The organism is Limnospira fusiformis SAG 85.79, assembly GCF_012516315.1.
GTDB lineage: Bacteria > Cyanobacteriota > Cyanobacteriia > Cyanobacteriales > Microcoleaceae > Limnospira > Limnospira fusiformis.
On record NZ_CP051185.1, the window covers coordinates 1,208,752 to 1,231,361 of the forward strand.

General features: G+C 46.2%; 19 protein-coding genes and 7 pseudogenes. 14 read left to right on the top strand and 12 right to left on the bottom strand.

The features are described 5' to 3' along the window. Positions 1-16: 16 nt before the first annotated feature. Together HFV01_RS05920 and HFV01_RS05925 are read right to left on the bottom strand one after the other, a co-directional pair. Positions 17-1,006, bottom strand: coding sequence for a hypothetical protein (locus tag HFV01_RS05920; RefSeq protein WP_006669243.1), 990 nt, complete (start codon positions 1,004-1,006; stop codon positions 17-19). 410 nt (positions 1,007-1,416) lie between these two features. Next, positions 1,417-1,578, bottom strand: coding sequence for a hypothetical protein (locus HFV01_RS05925; protein WP_193520538.1), 162 nt, complete (start codon positions 1,576-1,578; stop codon positions 1,417-1,419). Positions 1,579-2,098: 520 nt separating this feature from the next. On the opposite strand from HFV01_RS05925, the gene mnmG reads away from it, so the two are divergent. From mnmG to HFV01_RS05960, 7 genes and pseudogenes are all read left to right on the top strand, one after another. After that, positions 2,099-4,012 (top strand): tRNA uridine-5-carboxymethylaminomethyl(34) synthesis enzyme MnmG, encoded by a 1,914-nt coding sequence (gene mnmG / locus HFV01_RS05930; protein WP_193520909.1) that lies wholly within the window; start codon positions 2,099-2,101, stop codon positions 4,010-4,012. Positions 4,013-4,185: 173 nt separating this feature from the next. Continuing rightward, positions 4,186-4,680: a DUF1269 domain-containing protein gene (locus tag HFV01_RS05935; RefSeq protein WP_006624156.1), complete on the top strand. Its 495-nt coding sequence runs from the start codon at positions 4,186-4,188 to the stop codon at positions 4,678-4,680. A gap of 82 nt (positions 4,681-4,762) precedes the next feature. After that, a complete protein-coding gene (locus HFV01_RS05940; RefSeq protein ID WP_006624157.1) occupies positions 4,763-4,975 on the top strand; it encodes a hypothetical protein in 213 nt (70 codons plus the stop codon). Between the two features lie 3 nt (positions 4,976-4,978). Then, on the top strand, positions 4,979-6,202 hold the full coding sequence (locus HFV01_RS05945; RefSeq protein ID WP_006624158.1) for a glycosyltransferase family 2 protein: 1,224 nt from the start codon (positions 4,979-4,981) through the stop codon (positions 6,200-6,202). 57 nt (positions 6,203-6,259) lie between these two features. Continuing rightward, positions 6,260-6,967, top strand: a complete 708-nt coding sequence (locus HFV01_RS05950) for a Uma2 family endonuclease (RefSeq protein ID WP_006624159.1) — start codon at positions 6,260-6,262, stop codon at positions 6,965-6,967. Positions 6,968-7,037: 70 nt separating this feature from the next. Beyond that, positions 7,038-7,431: pseudogene (locus tag HFV01_RS05955) on the top strand (hypothetical protein); the annotation flags it as partial. Between the two features lie 709 nt (positions 7,432-8,140). After that, positions 8,141-9,016, top strand: a complete 876-nt coding sequence (locus HFV01_RS05960; RefSeq protein WP_108614760.1) for an IS630 family transposase — start codon at positions 8,141-8,143, stop codon at positions 9,014-9,016. Between the two features lie 18 nt (positions 9,017-9,034). Here HFV01_RS05960 and HFV01_RS05965 read toward each other — a convergent pair. The 3 genes and pseudogenes from HFV01_RS05965 to crtD form a co-directional block, all read right to left on the bottom strand. Further along, positions 9,035-9,697: pseudogene (locus HFV01_RS05965) on the bottom strand (IS630 family transposase); the annotation flags it as partial. A 375-nt stretch (positions 9,698-10,072) separates the two neighbouring features. Beyond that, positions 10,073-10,949 (bottom strand): IS630-like element ISAtsp1 family transposase gene (locus tag HFV01_RS05970; protein WP_108614679.1). Its coding sequence is split into 2 segments (ribosomal slippage): positions 10,073-10,618 and positions 10,620-10,949, totalling 876 coding nucleotides; the frame shifts between segments, so codons are not numbered across the junction. 60 nt (positions 10,950-11,009) lie between these two features. Beyond that, a complete protein-coding gene (gene crtD / locus HFV01_RS05975; protein WP_006624164.1) occupies positions 11,010-12,575 on the bottom strand; it encodes a C-3',4' desaturase CrtD in 1,566 nt (521 codons plus the stop codon). 362 nt (positions 12,576-12,937) lie between these two features. On the opposite strand from crtD, the gene HFV01_RS05980 reads away from it, so the two are divergent. Both HFV01_RS05980 and HFV01_RS05985 read left to right on the top strand, forming a co-directional pair. After that, positions 12,938-13,237: a hypothetical protein gene (locus HFV01_RS05980; protein WP_006616243.1), complete on the top strand. Its 300-nt coding sequence runs from the start codon at positions 12,938-12,940 to the stop codon at positions 13,235-13,237. A 9-nt stretch (positions 13,238-13,246) separates the two neighbouring features. Beyond that, positions 13,247-13,669: a heavy metal-responsive transcriptional regulator gene (locus HFV01_RS05985; protein ID WP_006616244.1), complete on the top strand. Its 423-nt coding sequence runs from the start codon at positions 13,247-13,249 to the stop codon at positions 13,667-13,669. A gap of 18 nt (positions 13,670-13,687) precedes the next feature. Here HFV01_RS05985 and HFV01_RS05990 read toward each other — a convergent pair whose 3' ends face one another. After that, positions 13,688-13,882, bottom strand: a complete 195-nt coding sequence (locus tag HFV01_RS05990; protein WP_006669249.1) for a hypothetical protein — start codon at positions 13,880-13,882, stop codon at positions 13,688-13,690. A 157-nt stretch (positions 13,883-14,039) separates the two neighbouring features. On the opposite strand from HFV01_RS05990, the pseudogene HFV01_RS05995 reads away from it, so the two are divergent. Together HFV01_RS05995 and HFV01_RS06000 are read left to right on the top strand one after the other, a co-directional pair. Then, positions 14,040-14,484, top strand: a pseudogene (locus HFV01_RS05995) (IS630 transposase-related protein); the annotation flags it as partial. A gap of 84 nt (positions 14,485-14,568) precedes the next feature. Further along, positions 14,569-16,219 (top strand): annotated as a pseudogene (locus HFV01_RS06000) (IS1634-like element ISAtsp2 family transposase). Between the two features lie 40 nt (positions 16,220-16,259). On the opposite strand, the pseudogene HFV01_RS06005 reads toward HFV01_RS06000, so the two are convergent. Next, positions 16,260-16,740, bottom strand: a pseudogene (locus tag HFV01_RS06005) (IS630-like element ISAtsp1 family transposase); the annotation flags it as partial. A gap of 50 nt (positions 16,741-16,790) precedes the next feature. Here HFV01_RS06005 and HFV01_RS06010 point away from each other — a divergent pair. Beyond that, positions 16,791-17,049: pseudogene (locus HFV01_RS06010) on the top strand (transposase); the annotation flags it as partial. Positions 17,050-17,135: 86 nt separating this feature from the next. Here the strand turns inward: HFV01_RS06010 and HFV01_RS06015 are convergent. Together HFV01_RS06015 and HFV01_RS06020 are read right to left on the bottom strand one after the other, a co-directional pair. Next, positions 17,136-18,206, bottom strand: coding sequence for an IS4-like element ISAtsp3 family transposase (locus tag HFV01_RS06015; protein WP_006669216.1), 1,071 nt, complete (start codon positions 18,204-18,206; stop codon positions 17,136-17,138). 164 nt (positions 18,207-18,370) lie between these two features. Then, positions 18,371-18,508: pseudogene (locus HFV01_RS06020) on the bottom strand (MerR family DNA-binding transcriptional regulator); the annotation flags it as partial. A gap of 461 nt (positions 18,509-18,969) precedes the next feature. Between HFV01_RS06020 and HFV01_RS06025 the strand changes: the two are divergent. Beyond that, a complete protein-coding gene (locus HFV01_RS06025) occupies positions 18,970-19,596 on the top strand; it encodes a hypothetical protein (protein WP_006668366.1) in 627 nt (208 codons plus the stop codon). A 106-nt stretch (positions 19,597-19,702) separates the two neighbouring features. Here the strand turns inward: HFV01_RS06025 and HFV01_RS06030 are convergent, their stop codons facing one another. Next, on the bottom strand, positions 19,703-20,332 hold the full coding sequence (locus tag HFV01_RS06030; RefSeq protein ID WP_006620192.1) for a M23 family metallopeptidase: 630 nt from the start codon (positions 20,330-20,332) through the stop codon (positions 19,703-19,705). 130 nt (positions 20,333-20,462) lie between these two features. On the opposite strand from HFV01_RS06030, the gene HFV01_RS06035 reads away from it, so the two are divergent. After that, positions 20,463-20,885, top strand: a complete 423-nt coding sequence (locus HFV01_RS06035) for a hypothetical protein (RefSeq protein WP_006620193.1) — start codon at positions 20,463-20,465, stop codon at positions 20,883-20,885. On the opposite strand, the gene HFV01_RS06040 is transcribed toward HFV01_RS06035, so the two are convergent. Continuing rightward, the gene (locus HFV01_RS06040) at positions 20,833-21,348 is read right to left on the bottom strand and encodes a methylmalonic aciduria and homocystinuria type D protein (RefSeq protein WP_006624169.1); all 516 of its coding nucleotides are present in this window, start codon (positions 21,346-21,348) and stop codon (positions 20,833-20,835) included. The two genes, HFV01_RS06035 and HFV01_RS06040, sit on opposite strands and share 53 nt — an antisense overlap. Before the next feature lie 361 nt (positions 21,349-21,709). Continuing rightward, positions 21,710-22,600 carry a methylenetetrahydrofolate reductase gene (locus HFV01_RS06045; protein WP_006624171.1) on the bottom strand — a complete coding sequence of 297 codons (891 nt, stop codon included), beginning with the start codon at positions 22,598-22,600 and terminating at the stop codon, positions 21,710-21,712. Positions 22,601-22,610: the final 10 nt, after the last annotated feature.

Below are 22,610 nucleotides of genomic sequence, written 5' to 3' on the forward strand. Positions count from 1 at the left end.
GGTTAACTATTTACTGTTATGTATCATCTGGTTTTTTGCCCCCGTTGCGAACATTAATCAATCGGTTGAGGAGATCAAACCAAAATGAAGAACCCATGGATATAGCGATCGCTGTTAATAGCCAACCACCAATGACTCTAAGAATTGTCAATCCCGAAATTTCACCGCCGAATTGGTAGGCTAAATTAGCGGAACTCCAACCCAAAGGAAGAGCTAAGAGTTTCTCTTGTGCTATCTTGATAAAATCGCGACTGACAATGGTTTCACAGTCGTTTTTATCTAAGGAATTTTGACTTAAACAATTGATATAGTTTTGCCAGGACTCACTATCACTTAAAATTATCTGAATATCTTGGCTAACTTGTTGGCGAATGACAGGTTCTAAAGAGAGGCGGTTAGCAATATTTATGCTATCCACATTCATGATGACAGCCACACCAAATCCGAGTGCTAAAATCATCAAATTAACGCGACGCTTAAATACACCAGAAGCGCGTTCCATTGATTGATTAAACCATGCCATTATTTGATTTTCTAAAGCCTTAATAAAATCATTTTCAAAGCAATTAATTTGTGCTTGATTAGCGAGCGATCGCATTAATCCTATATGTTCCGGCTTGAGAATTTTGGCGACGGGTTGAGAAGCGATCGCCTCCTTAAAATCATCCACAGATAAAGTGACAATTTTTGATTCTTGTCCCGCCGTTTCCATCAACACACTAATCAACGCCAAAGAAAAGGTATCATCAGGAATATAAGAAGGACCCACACCCCGGTTAAATCTATCAATTTTATAATCTTGTAAAGACCCGATTAAAGGATGATTATAAATCTTTTCGGTCATGGGTTCCCCCAAAATACTCTGAATAGATGCTTTCAGATTTTTGGCGCGCCAGTCAAACAAATAAGAGGCAATAAGTTCCTGTAAATTTGAGACGAAAAGACTAAAAATCAGGTAAATAAAAAACAGACCGATAGCCACATTCACTAAAGCGGGTATATTCATAATTTGGGTGGGTGATTAAATCAGCATTTAATTAATCAATTATACCTCTGGGACACAATTAATTAGGGTGATGCCCCCAATTATCTATAGGATAATCCCCAATCAATGTTAAAATAACTATAATGTGCGAGACGTTTAGGAGTCAAATAAGGCTGCAATGCCTGAAATAACCTCCTAGAGGGCAATTAGACCTTCAACCAGTCTAACCCCTTAACTGTATATATGTCCCGACGCTTAGAGTGCTTAGAGTATAGAATAAGCATAGACTAAGCAAGGCAGGGAACTCAAGGTCAATCCCATATAAGAAATCACAGAATACACTATTTATCCTCCAAGTATACTATAAGGAGGAGTATTTAACCCACTTGGGGTGATTTGGGAAAGAGTAAAGGCGATAGCCACCCCCAGTTTCAGAAATCACAAATCTGGGATTGAAGCGGGGAACGGAAGGCGTAAGGGAAACCTATTCCCAATCCGACCACTGCCAACCATCCATGATTAGGGAAACCAAATGTCTGGCTTGAACCACCGTAAGTATTAAGTAGCGAAATAGGTTGACACGCTACGCTCAAAAGAGTAAGGGGAAAAGTAGGGTACTGTTATCAACACCTACACAGACTTTTAAAATGTACCCCGGTGGATAAGACAAATCTAAAGATGGAATGCCCATATATACGGAACGTTGAAACCCCTGTTGGGCTCTCTACGAGTACATCTCGTAGAGTAGTGAAAAGTGTAAGCGCAAGCTCATAAGGGGAAGGGATGTGACTGAAAGCCAATGCCTAACTGTAATGGTTGGGATATGCCCACTAGTCACGGTGTGGATATAGAGACTGCGATAAGTAAGAGTTTAATGGCGAAAGCGAGTTTAAAGACTAACGCAAGCATATAGCTCCCAAAGTTGAAGTCATAAAGCAGGGGGTCGTAACCTTGTTCCTTTGACAAAGAGGGTATCCACATCAGGAGCCGTGTGCTGGGAAACTCGCAAGCACGGTTTTGAATTGGAGTTGGGAAAGGTGACTTTCCCTTCGACCATAACATCATTAGATATCCCTAAAATCAAATAGAGCGACATTGTAAAATATCCCAACTATGACAGTAAATTCACCCGTAGACTTTCAAGAAGAATTTGAGATCATCGTAGTCGGTGGCGGACACTCAGGCTGCGAAGCGGCTTTAGCCTCAGCGCGTTTGGGTTGTCGCACGTTGCTGCTGACCCTAAATTTAGATAAAATTGGCTGGCAACCCTGTAACCCGGCTGTGGGGGCTCCGGCGAAGTCTCAACTCACCCACGAAGTCGATGCACTGGGGGGAGAAATTGGCAAAATGGCCGATCGCACCTACCTGCAAAAACGGCTACTTAACAACTCTCGCGGACCGGCTGTTTGGGCGTTACGGGCGCAAACGGATAAGCGCGAATATGCAGCAGTAATGCGACAAATAGTCGAAAACCAAGAAAATCTATCAATCCGGGAGGGAATGGTAACGGATTTAGTCTTAGGATTAAATGACGAAATCATAGGAGTAAAAACCTATTTTGGTGTAGCATTTGCCTGTAAAGCGCTCATCCTAACTACAGGGACTTTTTTAGGTGGAATTATTTGGGTGGGTAACAAATCCATGCCAGCGGGACGAGCCGGAGAATTCGCCGCCGTAGGACTTACAGACACCCTGAACCGCTTAGGGTTTGAAACGGGACGACTAAAAACCGGAACTCCCGCGCGAGTCGATAAGCGATCGGTTGATTATAGCAACTTAGAACCTCAGCCCGGAGATGAACGAGTGCGATGGTTCAGTTTTGACCCTGAAGTGTGGGTTGAAAGGGAACAAATGAACTGTTATTTAACCAGAACTACGGCGGAAACCCATCGATTAATTAGGGAAAATTTGCATTTATCCCCCGTTTATGGCGGTTGGGTGGATGCCAAAGGACCCCGTTATTGTCCGAGTATTGAAGATAAAATTGTGCGGTTTGCTGACAAGGAAAGTCACCAGATTTTTATTGAACCAGAAGGCCGTCATATTCCTGAACTTTATATTCAGGGATTTTCTACGGGTTTACCGGAAAAATTACAGTTAGAAATGTTACGGAGTCTTCCGGGTTTAGAAAACTGCGTGATGCTACGACCTGCTTATGCGGTGGAGTATGACTATTTACCGGCAACTCAGTGTTATCCTACGTTGATGACTAAGAAAATTGAGGGATTATTTTGTGCGGGTCAAATTAATGGTACAACTGGATATGAAGAAGCAGCCGCACAGGGAATTGTAGCGGGAATTAATGCGGTTAAATTGGTGCGCGGTGAAGATATGATTGTGTTTCCTCGGGAACAAAGTTATATCGGTACTTTAATTGATGATTTGTGTACGAAGGATCTGCGAGAACCCTATCGAATGTTAACCAGTCGGTCGGAGTATCGGTTATTATTGCGATCGGATAATGCCGATCGCCGCCTAACTCCCTTGGGTCGGGAAATTGGTTTAATTGACGATCGCCGTTGGGAATTATTCCAACAAAAACAGGCTAATATTATCGCGGAAAAGCAGCGGCTAGACCAGACCAGAGTTAAGGAACGCGACGAAATTGGTATAGCGATCGCCTCTGATACTCAACAAAAAATTAAAGGGTCAATTAGTCTGGCGGAATTGTTGCGTCGTCCCGGTTTCCACTATGGTAATTTAGAACATTATAACCTAGGTAATTCTCAGTTATCCTTAGAGGAAAAAGAAGGCGCAGAAATTGAGATTAAATATTCCGGCTATATGGAACGCCAGCAAAACCAAATTGATCAGATCAGCCGTCATGCTAACCGCCAACTCCCTCGAGACTTAGACTATCTTACCATTGAAACCCTATCTATGGAGTCACGGGAAAAATTAAACCGGATCAAACCTTTAACTATTGGTCAGGCTTCCCGTATTGGTGGGGTCAACCCCGCAGATATTAACGCCTTGTTAATTTATCTGGAAGTGCGCCACCGTCAACCGGCGATCGCCATTAAATAAGGGTTGATGATTAACTATCTATTCGCCGGGTTTCTATTGATTCAGAAATCCGGTTTTTATTTTCAATATAACCACATTGCCATCTACGAATCATAAAATTTTTCTTAAATTTGTACAATTTTATACAATTATCATTATACTACCCTCATACAATTATCACCAGATTGATAACAATGGCAACTCTAACAGTTTGGAAATACAATAGCGCTGATGGTGCTAAAAATGCTCTGGCTAAACTCGCTGAACTCCAGAAACAACGTTTAATTCAAATCGAAGATGCGGCTATAGTATTCTGGCCACAAGGTCGCAAGAAGCCCAAAACCACCCAAGCCGTTGACCTAGTGGGTTCTGGTGCATTTGGCGGCGCTTTTTGGGGTCTATTATTCGGCTTGATTTTCTTTGTTCCGGTATTAGGAATGGCGGTCGGTGCATTAGCCGGAGCATTGTCAGGATATTTCACTGACTACGGCATTGATGATGAATTTATCAAAGATGTCCGAAATCAAGTAACTGAAGGTACTTCCGCACTATTTTTACTAACCAGTAGTGTGACTTTAGATAAAGTAGAGGAAGCCTTCAAAGATGAAGAAAAAGGTGAGTTGATTAAATCCAACTTGACCAATGAACAGGAAGCTAAGTTACGGGAAGATTTCGGCGCAGACGAGTAATTTTTCCCTAATTTAGCTTGGTAAAATGTGGGGGATAAGCTGGAATTATTCCCCCAAATATACCCCCCAATAAGGCAATTAAATGATGTGGATTAAAGTTACAGATAAAGCTACCTACTTAATGAATTCAGATATACATATTGAGAAAGTAAGCGGCAATGTGAAAATCGAAAGAGATGGTAAAAAGATTACTATTCAAGGTGTGCCGCGTCAATGGTTCATTTCCCAATCTCTCAATGTTGTAGTTGATTTAGATGCGCCAGAAGCCGATGTGCCTGAAATGGAGCCTATGTAAAAAATGATCACTATCTGGGTTGGTTTCACGCTGGGATTAATAGCTTTTGGTTGGGCAATTCCGATCATGGTTCTGTTCGTTGAATGTTTGGCAGCCGGGTTTAATTTCCCAGGTTTTATATCAAATGACGACCTACCAGAACCGACAATTTCTGTATTAATTCCGGCTCATAATGAAGGGTTAGTTATTGGTCAAACTTTGGCTAATATTTTACCTCAACTGAAACCGGACGATGAAATAATTGTAATTGCGGATAACTGCACAGATGAAACTGTAGCGATCGCCACTGAAAACGGAGTGCAAGTTCTGGAAAGGCAAGATCCAGACAACCGAGGAAAAGGATATGCTCTCGATTATGGATTACGCCACCTAGCGCCAAACCCGCCAGAGGTGGTAGTTATGATTGATGCTGATTGTTTAGTGGAACCAGGAGCGATCGCCACTATTGCTCAACAAGCATTAATCACAGCCAAGCCAGTGCAAGCATTATATTTAATGGAAACACCCCCCAATCCATCTGTCAAGAACTCCATTTCTGCGTTGGCATTCTTAGTCAAAAATTGGGTGCGTCCCCAAGGATTAGCGAAACTAGGGGGACCTTGTTTATTAACCGGAACTGGGATGGCTTTTCCCTGGTCAATTATTCAAAGCATATCCTTAGCGAGTAGTAATATAGTCGAAGATATGCAGCTAGGTGTCGATTTAGCGATCGCTGGTTATTCCCCCCAATTTACAGCCAAAGCCAAAGTAATTGGATACCTTCCCCAAGACGAAACCGCCAGCACCAGTCAACGCACCCGTTGGGAACACGGTCATTTACAAACCCTGAAAACTCAAGTGCCGCGCCTGCTCAAAGCCTCCCTAAGCCAAAGACGTTTTGAACTGTTACAAATGGCATTAGATCTATGTGTTCCCCCCCTCTCCCTTCTGGTAATTTTGTGGGTCGGTGCATCCGCCATATCCTTAATCGCTAGTAGCCTAGGAGTCTCTGCTATTCCCACCATCATCATAGCCCTAGAGGGGCTGCTGCTAACTACTGCCATTGGTATGGCTTGGGCAAATTTTGGGCGATCGCTTATCCCCCTCAAAACCCTCTTAGGTATCCCCCTGTATATACTGTGGAAAATTCCCCTATATTTAACCTATTTCATTAAACCCCAAAAAGAATGGGTAAGGACTCAAAGAGAACCCCTGGATAAATCTTCGCTAAATTCCGATAAAATATAGATCCACTTTCTCAAATTGTGATATCATCAAAGTGTTCAAATACCTGCAAGGTTAGTCATGTTAGCCACTTCCCCAACTTACACTATCACTTGGGAAAAGTTGCCAGATGATTTTGTGTTACCCGATGACCCCGTGGATAATATATATCAACCAGCCCTAGCAGCAGCCGTTACCGAAAGTTTAAGGTTAGCCGGAAAACTGCCAGAAACATCGCTCACTCCGACCAACTACGGCATTTGTGCCACCATAAACGGTAAAATAAGCATAAAAGCGCCAGATTGGGCGTATATTCCGCAAATTACCGTCAATCGGGAAGAGGTAGTTCGTAGTTATACCCCCCGACTACAAGGGGATATTCCCGCACTGGTACTAGAATTTTTATCAGATCCAGGTGGGAGTGAATATTCAATAAAAGAAACCTATCCTCCTGGAAAGTTCTTTTTCTATCAACAGATTCTGCAAGTACCTAATTATGGCATTTTTGATACAGACACAGGCACATTAGAACTCTACCGTTTAGACGAGAACCAACGATATCACCTAGAGTCACCTAATGAACAGGGCAGATTTTGGATACCAGAAATGCAGCTTTTCTTAGGTGCAGAGCAAGGAACCCGCGAAAATCTCACTGGCTACTGGCTACGTTGGTGGGATCAACAGGGAAACCTACTCCTATGGGCGACTGAACTATTAGACCAGGAACGTCAACGATCTGAAAAATTAATCGCCCAATTGCGGGCGGCGGGTATTGAACCTGATACATAGCCTATAACCCCCATTCTACTGTTACTTAGGTGTTACTCAAAACCGTAGTAGAGTAACAAGTGAGTAAAAAATGAGTAGTGCTACTAAACTCCCTACAGTGGGGGGAAAGGGTAACTATGATGAGAGCTATAGCAGATTCCTGAAAGCCTATCAAGACTTTAAAGGGGAATGTCCCAAAGGAGTGACACTCAAGTTACAAAAGTCCGGGACTAGGTATAATTTGCTATTGCAGTTTAAGCAGCCACCTACCGGAAAACGGCTACCCAAGACAGCTAATCTTGAGTGTACACCCCAAGGGGTGATAGACGGGGTTAAGAAAGCCAAGTTAGTGGCACCAAGCCCTGGGAACTATCAGCAGCGATAGTGAATTCTGGGACTGGTACGATGCGACTATCTTAGGAAAGAACCAGATTGAGGATAATCTGATAACCTATCGGGAAATATTCCAACAACTAGAGGATGAGGTGCGAGACGTTTAGGAATCAAATAAGGCTGCAATGCCTGAAATAACTTCCTAATGGGACTTTCACCCCTTGGTGGAATATAAGGGATTCACATTCCTGACCATCCCATAACTGTTTATATGTCCCGACGCTTGGAGAAATCTAAGCAAGGCAGGGGACTCAAGGTCATAAACAAACTGAGAAATCAGGGCGTTGAGAGTAACGGCGATAGCCACCCCCAGTTTCAGGATTCACAACCCGTGAGATTGAAGCGGGGAACGGAAGGCATGAGGGAAACCTAATCCCAACAATCCGACCACTGCCAACCATCCATGACTAAGGAAATCTGAATGTTCCGGCTTGAACCATCGTAATCTAGAAGCAGCGAAATAGGTTGATACGCTGCGTCCAAAAGGGCAAGGGGAAAAGTAGGGTAATCTTGTTATCACCTACACAGACCTTTAAAGGTACCCCGGTGGAAAGGACAAGTCTAAAGATGGAATGCCCATATAAACGGTGCGTTTAAACCCCTTTTAGGCTCTCGGCAGGTACATCTTGTTGAGTAGTGAAAGTGTAATCGTATGCCTTTAAGGGGAAGGGATGTGACTGAAAGCCAATGCCTAATTGTAATGGTTAGGATATGCCCACTAGTCACGGTGTAGATATATAGCACAAGACAGAACACTTAGGACGTATAATGGAGAGGACGAGATAACTAAGAAGACCAAAAATGCCAGCCCCCTATAGTTACGACCTCAGACAAAAAGTTATTGATGCCATTGAACTAGACGGTATGCCCAAAACAGAAGCCAGTCAAGTTTTCCATGTCAGCAGGAACACCATTAATCTCTGGCTGCAAAGAAAAGCACAGACCGGAGACTTCCTCCCTAAACCTAATCACCGACCTGGCAATAACCACAAAATTACCGACTGGCAGAAATTCAAGGCTTTTGCCCAAGAGCATGGCGATCAAACCGCAGCTCAGATGGCTCAACTTTGGGATGACGATATCTCTCCTCGCACCATATCCAGAGCCTTGAAGAAAATTGGCTTCACCAGAAAAAAAACTTACGGCTACCAAGAAGGTGATGAGCAACAGCGAGAGGAGTTTATGGCTCAGATTGAACAGATGGAGCCACAAGAAGTGGTCTACCTCGATGAAGCCGGCATGAATAGTCAGGACTCGGATTACCCTTATGGTTACCGTGAGGAAGGACAACGCTTCCATGCCCTAAAATCCGGGAAGAGGCAGGGCAGGGTGAGCTATATGGCCCCATGGTGTCATCAACAACTCTTAGCCCCCTTTAGCTTTGAGGCTTGTTGTAATCGGACAGTGTTTGAGTTGTGGTTGGAGTTCATCTTAATTCCAACATTGAAGCCAGGTCAGACTCTAGTGCTAGACAATGCAACGTTTCATAAAGGGGGGCGGATTCCTGAGCTAGTGGAGGCGGCTCAATGCCGTTTGCTCTATCTACCACCTTATTCGCCAGACCTCAACAAGATAGAGAAATGTTGGTCGTGGTTGAAAGCCCGCATTCGCCATTGTATTGAGCAGTTTGATTCTCTCCATGATGCCATGGATTCCGTTCTCCAAGCTGCGTCCTAACTACCTTGACTAATGCTATAGAGTCTGACCTGGCTTCAGTGCTGGAATTAAGATGAACTCCAACCACAACTCAAACACTGTCCGATTACAACAACCCTCAAAGCTAAAGGGGGCTAAGAGTTGTTGATGACACCATGCGGCTATATAGCTCACCCTGCCCTACCTCTTCCCTGATTTGAGGGCATGGAAGCGTTTTCCTTCCTCGCAGTAACCATAAGGGTAATCCGAGTCCTGACTATTCATGCCGGCTTCATCGAGGTAGACCACTTCTTCCGGCTCCATCTGTTCAATCTGAGCCATAAACTCCTCTCGCTGTTGCTCATCACCTTCTTGGTAGCCGTAAGTTTTTTTTCTGGTGAAGCCAATTTTCTTCAAGGCTCTGGATATGGTGCGAGGAGAGATGTCGTCATCCCAAAGTTCAGCCATTGGAGCGGAGGTTTTGTGGCCATGCTCTTGGGCAAAAGCCTTGAATTTCTGCCAGTCGGTAATTTTGTGGTTATTGCCAGGTGGGTGATTAGGTTTAGGGAGGAAGTCTCCGGTCTGTGCTTTTCTTTGCAGCCAGAGATTAATGGTGTTCCGGCTGACATGGAAAACTTGACTGGCTTCTGTTTTGGGCATACCGTCTAGTTCAATTGCATCAATAACTTTTTGTCTGAGGTCGTAACTGTAGGGGGCTGGCATTTTTGGTCTTCTTAGTCATCTCGTCCTCTCCATTATACGTCCTAACTTTCCTGTCTGGTGCTATAATTACTTGTTTTGGGCGTGGTGGCCGTCAAAAAGCGGCTCCTAACAAGAGGCTTCCGATTCGCCATAACCCATTAAAGCCAATTAAGGGATGGCTTACCGGGGATATAGCCAAGCATAAGACACATGGAATCGGTAGAATCACCCCGTCGAGTCGCGGCAGTTTTGTTTTAACCAAACCTGACCAAACTCAGTTTTCAGTCAAGCCAATAGATTTGAAACCTGTTTTTAGGAGAGATGGCTATTTGTATAAATTTTCCTGAGTTGTCCGGTAATTACCAGGTTATAGATATATAGCATTAGTCAAGGTGGTTAGGACGCAGCTTTGAGAACGGAATCCATGGCATCATGGAGAGAATCAAACTGCTCAATGCAGTGGCGAATACGGGCTTTCAGCCACGACCAACATTTCTCTATCTTGTTGAGGTCTGGCGAATAAGGTGGTAGATAGAGTAAACGGCATTGAGCTGCCTCCACCAGTTCAGCAATCCGTCCCCCTTTATGAAACGTTGCATTGTCCAATACTAGAGTCTGACCTGGCTTCAATGTTGGAATTAAGATGAACTCCAACCACAACTCAAACACTGTCCGATTACAACAACCCTCAAAGCTAAAGGGAGCTAAGAGTTGTTGATGACACCATGCGGCTATCATACTTACCCTGCCCTGCCTCTTCCCTGATTTGAGTGCATGGAAGCGTTTTCCTTCCTCGCAGTAACCATAAGGGTAATCCGAGTCCTGACTATTCATGCCGGCTTCATCGAGGTAGACCACTTCTTCCGGCTCCATCTGTTCAATCTGAGCCATAAACTCCTCTCGCTGTTGCTCATCACGTTCTTGGTAGCCGTAAGTTTTTTTTTCTGGTGAAGCCAATTTTCTTCAAGGCTCTGGATATGGTGCGAGGAGAGATGTCGTCATCCCAAAGTTCAGCCATTTGAGCTGCTGTTTTGTCGCCATGCTCTTGGGCAAAAGCCTTGAATTTTTGCCAGTCGGTAATTTTGTGGTTATTGCCAGGTCGGTGATGAGGTTTAGGGAGGAAGTCTCCGGTCTGTGCTTTTCTTTGCAGCCAGAGATTAATGGTGTTCCTGCTGACATGGAAAACTTGACTGGCTTCTGTTTTGGGCATACCGTCTAGTTCAATGGCATCAATAACTTTTTGTCTGAGGTCGTAACTATAGGGGGCTGGCATTTTTGGTCTTCTTAGTCATCTCGTCCTCTCCATTATACGTCCTAAGTGTTCTGTCTTGTGCTATACTGCGCCGCCCTCATGTTTTGGAGGGGTGAACTGGTTTTCGAGTTGTCGGACTACGGTTAAAGCTGAATAGGATACCCCTGCTGTTCCCTCTCCGGGGTGGGTACAGTCTCCCACTAGCCATAATCCATTAATGGGGGTACGATTGGAAAAGCCAAAGGGTCCAAAGGTGGAAATCCGCTGACCTACACCACCGACAACGCCTTGGTCACGCGCGGTATAACGGGCGAAAGTGCGGGGGGTGGCAGCACAGGAATAAATGATTGTTTCTGGGGTAAGCTGAAAGTAGGAACTTAGACGATTAATGGCCTGTTGGGTGTATTCGTGTTTGAGTTTCTGATAATCTGGGTTATGCCACCATTGCTGCGTATCTGTGAAACTAGAAGCAATAATGGTGGCTTGTCCGTGGGGGGCGCGTCCGTCCCCTGGGTGGCTGACGGAAACAAATAGGGAATTGTTTTCGCCAATGGGTCGGTTATAGTCGTAAAGAAATTGGAGATGGGGGGGGCATTCGGGGGGAATGGCTGACTGATCAACTCCTAAATAAATGACGAAAGCCCCAGAAGCTGGGGGGAGTTTATTAATACGGTGGTGGTAAATGCGATCGAGGGGATTGGTGGAAATGTGGTTTTCCCAAGCTAATAGCTTAACTATGTTCTGAACTGTGACGTTAGCAACTACTAGATCGGTGGTTTCTCGCCACACTTTCCCGGTTTTTTGATCGCGAATTTTGACCGCTACGACTTGACGGTTTTCGGTTTCGATCGCTTCTACGGTATGACCCATTAATAGGGTTCCTCCGTCCCGTTTCAGGCTGGCTACTAGGCGATCGCTTAATACTTGCATACTCCCCTGTAAATGATAGAGTCCTTGGGGTGATTGGGATACTCCCAACGCTGTGGCTGCATACAGTAATGCCGTTTCATCGGCGTTCACCTGGGAGTATAATTTTAATTGTAAATCCAGAAAGGTTTTCAGACGGCGATCGTTGTCTATTCCATAGATCCGCAATAGATCCCCTACCGTCAATAGGGTAAAAGGTAGGGTAATCATGGTATCGAGACGCAAGGCTTTCACCAGTTGCACTAAATCCCACCAATTCCGAGGAGGTAAAATCGGATCGCGACTTTGAAACCGCCAACTAGCTTCAAATAGAGTTCCCATTAATTGCCAAAACTTTTCACTCCCTGGGAACTGTTCTTGTCGTTCCTGCTGCCATTTTTCTGGGTCTCGCCAAACTCGAATCGGCTGGGTTTCTCCGGGTAAAAATACCGCACAAGCAGGGTCGCAGAAGGTGGCGGCTGGTAAGTCTATTTCTAATTCCGAGAAAATCCGATGATGAATGCCGCCGGGTTCTAAACCAGCCACTTGGGTCGCCCCTACATCAAAGGTAAAACCTTTACGTTTAAACGTGGAAGCACAGCCGCCCGGAACTATGGCTTGGTCGAGGACTAACACGGAATATCCTCGATGAGCCAGTAGTGCGGCGGTGGTTAATCCGCCTATACCAGCACCAATTACAATTACCCTATTTGGACGGGGAAGGTTATCAATTTCTTTCATTAATTATTAGGTGGGAATGCTGGTTTTGGATTATAGCAAATTTTGGGGAATCTTAACTACCTATTTTGGCTCTGTATTGTGTTAAAATCTAATCGGGCGGGTGGTGAGTAGGTTTGTCAAACTATCCCGGTTTCCAGTTCACCGAGACTGAAGTTATAATCGTATTGGGGAAGGGTAAGGGTGAGGGTCGGAGGAGTAGGGACCAGTAGGGACGAGTAGGGGGGTGATCAAAAAATTGATACCTAAGCGACTTTTCAAGTTGACCTAGCTGCCCTACAATTCACAAGGAGCCTAAATGCTGTAGCAACCTGGTTGAGTCTGATTCCGTCTAAACTAATACTAAACAGCAGAGTCAAAGTAATATGAACGCTTTGTTACCGAGAATTTTAAAGTCTGCTTACCGCAGAGAACCAATTGTCAGTTTTGTGATTACAGTTGGGGCGGTTGATACTGTAATTGGTGGTGTAACTGCGAGTTTACCGCTGTTGAGTCTCGGTCTGGGAACCGTGGGAGTAGCGGTAGCCTGGCGTTGGTGGCTTATACAGCGATCGCCAGTGGAACAACAAACCGAAACCGCGCCGGAATACTATTTACCGCCGAGTGGTTCCCGTCCTTCCTTACCTATGCTGACTCAGAATAAAAAGCCTCGTCCTCCCTACTAATGAGTTAGGTTGGGGGTTGATAAGTTGCTGAAAATTGGAGAGGTAGCGGCCGAAAGTGGTTTATCGGTGAAAACAATTCGCTACTATGATGATATTGGGTTACTCTGGCCGACTGTTGATCGTAGCAGGTCGGGTTATCGGCTATTTGCTCCGGAAGTATTGACCCGACTGGCATTTATTAAACGCGCGCAAGGGTTGGGGTTGAGTTTGGCGGAAATTGCGGAAATTCTGAAAATTCGCGATCGTGGTGACATTCCCTGTGACCAAGTGAAGCAGCGTTTACAAGCTAAGGTAGCGGATATTAATCAACAAATTATCGCCCTAGAAGGCTTGAAGGGAGAACTTCAGGAGTTACTGAGTCAGTGGGAAGATCAGCCGTCAGCGAGTCGCATGGCTGATACTATTTGCCCCAATATTCAACTGAAACCCTAAAATCAAAAGAGGGAAGGATCATTTATCCTTCCCCTGAATTGGTGATTTTGGGTTTTGGTGTTGGTGTTGGTCTTTGGGTTGGTTGGTTTGGAGTTGTTTACGCAACTGTTGCTGTTGTTTTTTTAGCTGTCGCATTCTAGCCGCACCACCTTTACCTTTGTGGTTGCGCCCTTGGCGACGCGGGGACTCCCAGCGCTTTAGTTGTTGTGCCATGGGGTTATATTATTATTTTTAGGATAATACCTATAGTGTAACTGAGTTGTGCGAGACGTTCAGGCATCAAATAGGGCTGCAATGCCCGAAAATATAGCACAAGACAGAACACTTAGGACGTATAATGGAGAGGACGAGATGACTAAGAAGACCCAAAATGCCAGCCCCCTATAGTTACGACCTCAGACAAAAAGTTATTGATGCCATTGAACTAGACGGTATGCCCAAAACAGAAGCCAGTCAAGTTTTCCATGTCAGCAGGAACATCATTAATCTCTGGCTGCAAAGAAAAGCACAGACCGGAGACTTCCTCCCTAAACCTCATCACCGACCTGGCAATAACCACAAAATTACCGACTGGCAGAAATTCAAGGCTTTTGCCCAAGAGCATGGCCACAAAACCTCCGCTCAAATGGCTGAACTTTGGGATGACGACATCTCTCCTCGCACCATATCCAGAGCCTTGAAGAAAATTGGCTTCACCAGAAAAAAAAACTTACGGCTACCAAGAACGTGATGAGCAACAGCGAGAGGAGTTTATGACTCAGATTGAACAGATGGAGCCGGAAGGGTTGGTTTACCTCGATGAAGCTGGCATGAACCTACATTCCGCAGGTTGACAGGGAATAAAAGATATGGTGCTAGTCTAGGCTAGAAAGGGTTCCTTCGAGCGGTAGGCTCTGGCGATGCAGATTAAAAATTTAGACCATCTGGGTTTAGTGGCTGGAGTGATTGACGAACTTGGCCTGGTCGAGTTGACGGATAAGCGGATTGAACCTCATAGCTTGGAGCATGTGAGTGCCGGACAAGTGGTTAAAGCCATGATTTTGAACGCCCTAGGCTTTCTCAGTGCACCGTTGTATTTATTCAGCGAGTTTTTTGAGAGTAAAGCGGTGTCTCATCTGCTCGGGGAAGGGGTAGAGGCTCGTCACTTGAATGACGACCGCTTAGGTCGAGTGTTGGATGAACTCTACGCAGAAGGGACGACATCATTTTTTCTCCAGGTGGCGCTCCAGGCTGTGGAACGATTTGGAATTGATATTCAACAGCGTCATCTCGATGCCACCTCGATCTCAGTAGAAGGGAAGTATCAGCGGTGCTCGAAGGGGAAATCCGAGGTAGGACTTGAGTCAGCTCCCCCCGGTGAGACATCAGCAGAACCCAGCCCAATTCGGCTGTGTCGAGGCTATTCCCGAGACCATCGTCCAGATTTGAAACAGTTTTTGATGACTCTAGTCTGTGCCGCCGACGGTGGCGTGCCGCTATGGTTGCAGTTGGGCCAGTGGCAATGAACAGGACACTCAGCAGTTTGCAGAGGTGCTCAAGGCGTTTGGTGACCAATGGACTAGCGACGGTATCGTTGTGATGGATGCCGCCTTTTACACAGCAGCCAATCTGCAGCAGATGGAGACCACGGGGTGGCTATCACGGGTGCCGCTGACCCTAAAAGCGGCTCAAGAGCTGGTGCACAGCGATGTCACCCGACTGACTGAAGTCCCCTGCAACTCCAAGGATTACCGGATGTGGGAGATTGAGCAGACCTATGCCGGAGTGCGCCAGCGCTGGCGCCTCGTCGAAAGCCAAACCCGCAAAGCCAATGCCGACCTCTGGCAACCCGAATTAGAGAAGCTCGAACACCGCCTCAACCGCCAATTGAAAAAGCTGACCCAGCGGGTCTTTGCTTGCAAACCCGATGCCCTCGAGGCCTTGATGCAGTTTCAAGATGGACTCGAGGTGCATCAGCTCACTCAGGTCTCCCTGGAGACGGTGCGGGCCAAGCGACCCCCCGGTCGTCCCGCCAAATCCGCCGAACCCACCCCAGTTCAGGGCTATCGGCTCCAGGCCACGTTACAGCAGACCGCCACGGCGGAAGACCGCTTTAGCCGTCAGCGTAGTCGCTTTATTCTAGCCACCAATCAACTGGAGCAATCCCTCTGGCCGGCTCAGACCTGCTTGAGCGAATATAAAGGGCAACAGACCGTCGAGAGAGGCTTTCGCTTCCTCAAAGACCCCCTCTTCTTTGCCAGTAGCGTCTTTGTCAAAAAGCCGCAGCGGGTCGAGGCCTTAGCTCTCATCATGGCCCTAACCCTTATGGTGTATACCCTCGCCGAACGCCAACTGCGACAGGCGCTAGATGCTCAGAAGCAAACGGTGCGCGACCAACGCCAACAACCCACCGCTAAACCGACCTTTCGCTGGATTATGCAGAAGTTTCAAGGAATCCACTGGGTTAATCTCGATGGGCAAAGGCAGATTAGCAATCTCAATGATGAACGGCGATTGATTATTCACCTCTTCGGTCCACCCGTTGAGCGCTATTACTACGCATCCGGTTAATTACCTATCAACCTGCGGAATGTAGGATGAATAGTCAAGACTCGCAGTAACCATAAGGGTAATCCGAGTCCTGACTATTCATGCCGGCTTCATCGAGGTAGACCACTTCTTCCGGCTCCATCTGTTCAATCTGAGCCATAAACTCCTCTCGCTGTTGCTCATCACGTTCTTGGTAGCCGTAAGTTTTTTTTTCTGGTGAAGCCAATTTTCTTCAAGGCTCTGGATATGGTGCGAGGAGAGATGTCGTCATCCCAAAGTTCAGCCATTTGAGCTGCTGTTTTGTCGCCATGCTCTTGGGCAAAAGCCTTGAATTTTTGCCAGTCGGTAATTTTGTGGTTATTGCCAGGTCGGTGATGAGGTTTAGGGAGGAAGTCTCCGGTCTGTGCTTTTCTTTGCAGCCAGAGATTAATGGTGTTCCGGCTGACATGGAAAACTTGACTGGCTTCTGTTTTGGGCATACCGTCTAGTTCAATGGCATCAATAACTTTTTGTCTGAGGTCGTAACTATAGGGGGCTGGCATTTTTGGTCTTCTTAGTCATCTCGTCCTCTCCATTATACGTCCTAAGTGTTCTGTCTTGTGCTATAATTCCAACATTGAAGCCAGGTCAGACTCTAGTATTGGACAATGCAACGTTTCATAAAGGGGGGCGGATTGCTGAACTGGTGGAGGCAGCTCAATGCCGTTTACTCTATCTACCACCTTATTCGCCAGACCTCAACAAGATAGAGAAATGTTGGTCGTAGCTGAAAGCCCGTATTCGCCACTGCACGTGAGCAGTTTGATTCTCTCCATGATGCCATGGATTCCGTTCTCAAAGCTGCGTCCTAACCACCTTGACTAATGCTATAACTCTGGCATAGATAACGACTTTGCGTTTGTCACTGCCTGATATGGAATCAGAATATGACTCAACGCTAAGTACAGGACAAAAGCTGTAGAGCCTGGTGAAACCGCCCTGAAAACAAAGGCAGATTAGAGAAAGTGCGGCGTAGAAAATCGAAGCCAGTGCGGAAAAGACTCTGGGAGCGTCGTCCGTGAGCCTTCAAAGGAATGGGTGAACCTTGGTGAATCCACAAACCCACCTTCATAGCCCAAGTAAAAGCCAGGCTAAGCAAAGCCAATAAACGGCTCAAGCGCTCAGGGTCCTTAAAGTGAGTCGATTCGAGACAGAAGCCCCGAGTCTTCAAGGCTCCGAAGAGGTTTTCAATACCCCAACGCCGAGCATAGTCGGGGAGGGCCGTTTCGGGGCAAGCGTTAGTGATGAGAATCAACAACTCCCCCGAATCAGCCAGACGAGAGCCAATGACGTAAACCTGCCGTCCCCAAACCCAACGGCGACCCGAAAGCTGGCGAAATTCTCCGGGTCGCAGAGAATCAAACATTCGTTCGCCGCTACGCCGAGTTCCTCCTAACTTAGGACTAATCAGCTCGCTGTGGCGGATGCGTAGGCGGAAAGGAACCTCGGGGTCGATGAGAAGATACGAGAGCCAATCTCGCCCCACAAATTCCCGGTCAGCGGTCAGACAAGCCACCTCCACGTCAGGAAATAGTGCCTCGAAGCGGTCGAATAAGTCCATGCGTTCGCCACTGTTGCTATTGCCCTTTTTGTCAAGCATCGTCCACAGCAGGGGAAAGGCAATCCCCTCGTGGACGACTGCCAACATCAAGATGTTGAAATGGGTTTGACCGAAAGACCAACAGGTGCGGTCGAGACTAAGAGTCCAAGGTTGGGGAATGTCAATGAGGCTAACGACGAAACGGGCAATCTCTGCCCGGTCAAATTTGAATTGCCGAAAAAAACGTTGTAATCGCTGGTAATTTGAGGAAATTTGCACAGGATTTGCGAATACAGTCGCTATTTCCATCAGATTAACCGTCTTTGTTTGGAATAGCGCCATCAGGAACAGGCAGACAAAGTTTAATCTCGCCCCGTGCCAGGGCAAGTGAGGGCGCAAAGTGTCTCGTAATCGGTTAAGCTCGTTCATGAGAGGGAAGTTTGGTTTGTGGTAATTCCGATGTAACCCTCTCACCCCAACTTGGCGCTACCCCCCCACCCCTCGACTTTCACCTCAGCCCGGAGCGCCCCCTTCAGAATTTTCGGCTAGATTCCCTTTTGGCTAAGACTTTCAGCTTTTTTGTCCTGTACTGAGGACTCAACGTTGTATCGTCGTTGCCCAGCGGGGGTTCTGATGGTCTCGATTGAGCCATTGTCGTCCCATCTGCGGAGTGTTCTTTCATGGACTCCAAGGATTTGGGCCGCTTCCTTGGGTTTGACATATCTGGCAATAGGTTTATCCTCAACTCTTCTCGCTTATTATACCGTATTGCCCTAAAATGTTAACCTAATTTGAGATGAAATCATGCTCTCTCATTCTATCCTTAGCCACCATTCCCCTGAACTCGCTATGATATTACCTCAAAACCACCGTCTCGCCACCATTTTTCCGCTCAATATTGATTGCCGGCTTCCCCTTTATCCCCAAAACCCTAGCCACTTTTTCCGTGAAAATACCGACTTGACAGCAGATTTTAAGTAGACACTTACCCTCAACCACCTTTACATAATTTTCTCAGATTTTACAACATCTTTACACAACAAATATTGACATCAACACCTATCTTTAGCTATGCTGGAGGAAAGTTAAGCGACTTCAGCAACCCATAATTGTCTTGATTTTTTGATGGATTCAGACCCCGGCTATTAACTGTGAAATTCCCTCACCAACTGATTCTAAATTATAACTAACTATGAAAAAATTACTAACAACCATCGGCACCGTCTCTTTCTTGGTAGTAGGCTGGAGTGTGTCTCCCGCCGCCGCCTTTCCCCCTTGGGCAATGCCACCAGAAGAACCAGATGAGGAATTAATCTTTAATGGCGAAGTCCTCAATGATGACCAAACAGAGTTTGTCTATGATGTAACAGATTTCCTAGGAATTACCACCGAAGATTTACTCAATGATCCTAGCCAAATGGATGGCTTGCACACTGGCAGTAAACAAGAAATCAACAGAGACAGCTTCGGTGTCTTCCACAAAAACGGCTGTAGTGTGAATGCCGACTGCGCCTTAAAAGCCATTGGTTTAGGTCTCAGTCTCCAATGTATCGGTTCAGGTTACGATCCTGAAGCCTGGGCGAGATGTCTGAAAAGTCGAAATGAGGATGCTTACTATGCAGCCCTTGAGTGTACTTGGCAACAGTCCAACCCAAGTCAACCTTGTAATTTCCTCACCCACGGCGATACTGACAACACCTACGCCTGCAACGCCACTAACCCAGTAGCAGCATTGCGTCAGAATTCCGTAGAATTGCCCACCTTTTCCCAAAGCAGTCCATCGGAACGGGTATCCATTGATCTACTTTCCCAGGGCTAAATTGACCTCTGTTAGCAATCCTAACTAAGACCACAAAAAACAAAACAACCGGGCGCACAGTACAAACCTGTACTCTACGCCCCACAACACCTAACCAGCTATTTGTTCAACGTTGAGACAAACGCTGGTTTTGTTGATGATACATAGCAATCAGAACACGGGCTGGATCAACCCACCGATTACTATACTTGAGTCCCCAGTGCAAGTGAGGTCCGGTAGTTCTCCCGGTCATCCCAACCCGCGCAATTCTAGTCCCGGCTGCCACAATTTGACCTTTGCGAAGTTCCAGACCGCCGCCACGGTCAATAAAGTAAGTACCATTAGCATTACTTTGTACATGACCCTGAACGTGGCAATAGATATGTTCCCACTGTCCTGACTGGATAATAATTCCCGTGCCGCAGCGATTATCCTCCCAGAGTTCGACTACCTGTCCGCTCCACCAATTGCGGATATAACTCCCCATAGGTGCGGCTAAGTCTAAACCATAGTGAAACCCACCAGCACGATAGCCAAAAGGTGATGTATACTGCTGGAAATTTTCCACCGGAAAAGAAGCATTACCCCAATCGACCCCTACCGCTACTTGGGAGGCTGATGCCTTAGTTGCACCTATATCTAACTGTTGTCCCCCCCAAGGAATTAGAGTCAGACACACGAAACCGACCAGAACCCATAGCATTCGTTTCAGGAGGGTCGGACGCTTGAAAACTTGCAGGGGGTTGAGTTTTGCCATGATTATTGATTCCTCAATCACCAAAATCTATTAATGAATTACCGGATGCACCCACAAGGGTTATATTTAAATCAATTCCCGTATAGCACACATTTGATATTCTGCCACCATTAGGCATAAACAGAACATAATGTTAACTGATTATTTTTCATGGGCGATGGAAACCCCTGTTATATCGATATTTCTGGGTTGGTTCCCGTTGAATACAACGGCTATGGCTGGGACGGCGTTATGGTCGCTGGCATTAAGTTTGGGGTTTTCCCCCCTCAGTGAATTACTCATGGAAAAACTCACGGGTTGGCTAGATTGGGCTGAACGTCCCTTTTATGGGTCAGATGAACAATTTGAGGAAACGCGCACTAGCAGGGAGTCGGGAAATATTTTTTTTGCTTCTATCTTCAGCGTTGTACCGTTTCTAATGGTGGGGGGATTATTGAATTGGGGAGTTGAATTGGGGTTGGGACCTTCTTGGTCTATCAGTGTGGGAGTCATTGCGGCGGTTACCTGTGGGGTTTATGAGTTGGGGCGACGCGATAGCCAGCAAAATCGATAGCTTTGTTGATTTCATCTGGCGGCGCAGAGGATATCAACACACTGGGATAAACGGCGGTTCCCCATTGGGGATGAATTACGATGGTACAGGGTCCCTTTTGCAGAGAAAGGTTTAAGGATGTGGCGACAGTTAAAGCATCGCTATGGTTGATTTCTCCGGGTTGGGACAGCAACGGATAACCGCTGGGAGGGTAGATGATATCGGTCATCCATCCCTGGGAATTGAGTTGTTGGGCTACGGGTTGGGCGAATTCTAAAAAGCGATCGCATAATCTGTTTTTCTCCTGCTCAATGATATCATTAGTTGTGGTTAAGGGGAACTGCGATCGCTGTAAAAAAATCACTATCCAAATATCATCAGAGTGCCAATCTGGTAGAATCCGCCTTAAATTAGCGGCTACAAAAGCGGTGGGGGGATGGATGGAAATATCAGGCGATCGCACCTCGGTTATATTGTCGCTCATGGTAATTTGGGGGGAATTATGGCAAAAGTTAGATTTTGGTCACATTGAAGCTAAGAATCTCTTGATTGGCTTGGGATAATTTCTCAGTTCTGAGGGCTATGATAATGTATTGAATAAATCCTTGAGTTGCTTTACCATTTGATTGAATTATTGCGCCCAAATGCCAACTTCATCTACTCGGTTAGTCAGACCTGATTCAAATCACCTTCACCAGTTTTGGTAACAGCTTCGCCTTCTCTAGCCATCAAGTACATTCTGAAGCCCCTCCCCCAGGGGGAAAGGGGTGTAGACGCGCGGTGGCTTCTCCTGGAGTTGGCTGTATCCCATCATATCAAAAACTCCATGGTTCTACCCTCCGCTATTATGGTAATGGGGGGATATTGGCTGCATCTAATATTTTCGGGATGAGGTCTTCTCGTTTAACCGCCATAAGGTGAACACCTCGGCAAATTTGACGTGCAATTTGTACTTGTTCCGCCGCAATTTTAATGCCTTCTTCCAGGGGATGTGATGATTTTTCTAAACGGTGGATAATGTGGTCGGGGATGTTAACACCGGGAACATATTTGTTAATAAAAAGGGCATTTTTCGCGGATTTCAGGAGGAAAATTCCCGCCAAAATCGGTTTATCCGTATCAGAAGCGACTTGATTCATGAATTTATAGAGCCTTTCAAAATCCGTGATTAATTGACTTTGAAAGAAACAAGCCCCGGCTTTTAATTTGCGATAAAAACGACTTTGTAACCCGGAAAAACTGGGAGATTGGGGGTCTACTGCGGCTCCGGGAAATAGGTCTGTCCGACCATGGGGCAGCTTTTTATCATTCCAATCCATGCCATTATTTAGCTTATTAATAGCTTGTAATAGGCGCACGGATTCAAAATCAAAAACTGGTTTAGCATTAACATGATCTCCGGCTTTGACTGGATCACCTGTGAGGGCGAGAATATTCCTAATTCCTAGGGCGTGCGCTCCCAGGAGGTCTGCTTGTAAACCAATCCGATTGCGATCGCGACAAGCGACTTGTAAAATCGGTTCAATGCCATGATGTTGGAGAATGACGCAGGAAGCTAGGGAACTCATCCCTAAAACAGCCCGACTGCCATCAGTAATATTAACCCCATGGACGCGATTTTTTAGACCCCGCGCCATCTCGATCATGTGAGTGGGATCGCCGCCTTTTGGGGGTGCTACTTCGGCGGTGATCACAAATTCTTTGGGGTTCAAACAAGCAGTCCTAAATCGGTTCATTATGGCGGTT

What these genes read in the sequence shown, in the direction of transcription:
- HFV01_RS06045 (WP_006624171.1), bottom strand. Translation starts at nt 22,600, where the DNA reads ATGAACCGATTTAGGACTGCTTGTTTGAACCCCAAAGAATTTGTGATC.
- HFV01_RS06035 (WP_006620193.1), top strand. Translation starts at nt 20,463, where the DNA reads ATGTTAACTGATTATTTTTCATGGGCGATGGAAACCCCTGTTATATCG.
- HFV01_RS06015 (WP_006669216.1), bottom strand. Translation starts at nt 18,206, where the DNA reads ATGAACGAGCTTAACCGATTACGAGACACTTTGCGCCCTCACTTGCCC.
- HFV01_RS06025 (WP_006668366.1), top strand. Translation starts at nt 18,970, where the DNA reads ATGAAAAAATTACTAACAACCATCGGCACCGTCTCTTTCTTGGTAGTA.
- HFV01_RS06040 (WP_006624169.1), bottom strand. Translation starts at nt 21,348, where the DNA reads ATGAGCGACAATATAACCGAGGTGCGATCGCCTGATATTTCCATCCAT.
- crtD (WP_006624164.1), bottom strand. Translation starts at nt 12,575, where the DNA reads ATGAAAGAAATTGATAACCTTCCCCGTCCAAATAGGGTAATTGTAATT.
- HFV01_RS05980 (WP_006616243.1), top strand. Translation starts at nt 12,938, where the DNA reads ATGAACGCTTTGTTACCGAGAATTTTAAAGTCTGCTTACCGCAGAGAA.
- HFV01_RS05960 (WP_108614760.1), top strand. Translation starts at nt 8,141, where the DNA reads ATGCCAGCCCCCTATAGTTACGACCTCAGACAAAAAGTTATTGATGCC.
- mnmG (WP_193520909.1), top strand. Translation starts at nt 2,099, where the DNA reads ATGACAGTAAATTCACCCGTAGACTTTCAAGAAGAATTTGAGATCATC.
- HFV01_RS05990 (WP_006669249.1), bottom strand. Translation starts at nt 13,882, where the DNA reads ATGGCACAACAACTAAAGCGCTGGGAGTCCCCGCGTCGCCAAGGGCGC.
- HFV01_RS05920 (WP_006669243.1), bottom strand. Translation starts at nt 1,006, where the DNA reads ATGAATATACCCGCTTTAGTGAATGTGGCTATCGGTCTGTTTTTTATT.
- HFV01_RS06030 (WP_006620192.1), bottom strand. Translation starts at nt 20,332, where the DNA reads ATGGCAAAACTCAACCCCCTGCAAGTTTTCAAGCGTCCGACCCTCCTG.
- HFV01_RS05935 (WP_006624156.1), top strand. Translation starts at nt 4,186, where the DNA reads ATGGCAACTCTAACAGTTTGGAAATACAATAGCGCTGATGGTGCTAAA.
- HFV01_RS05950 (WP_006624159.1), top strand. Translation starts at nt 6,260, where the DNA reads ATGTTAGCCACTTCCCCAACTTACACTATCACTTGGGAAAAGTTGCCA.
- HFV01_RS05940 (WP_006624157.1), top strand. Translation starts at nt 4,763, where the DNA reads ATGATGTGGATTAAAGTTACAGATAAAGCTACCTACTTAATGAATTCA.
- HFV01_RS05945 (WP_006624158.1), top strand. Translation starts at nt 4,979, where the DNA reads ATGATCACTATCTGGGTTGGTTTCACGCTGGGATTAATAGCTTTTGGT.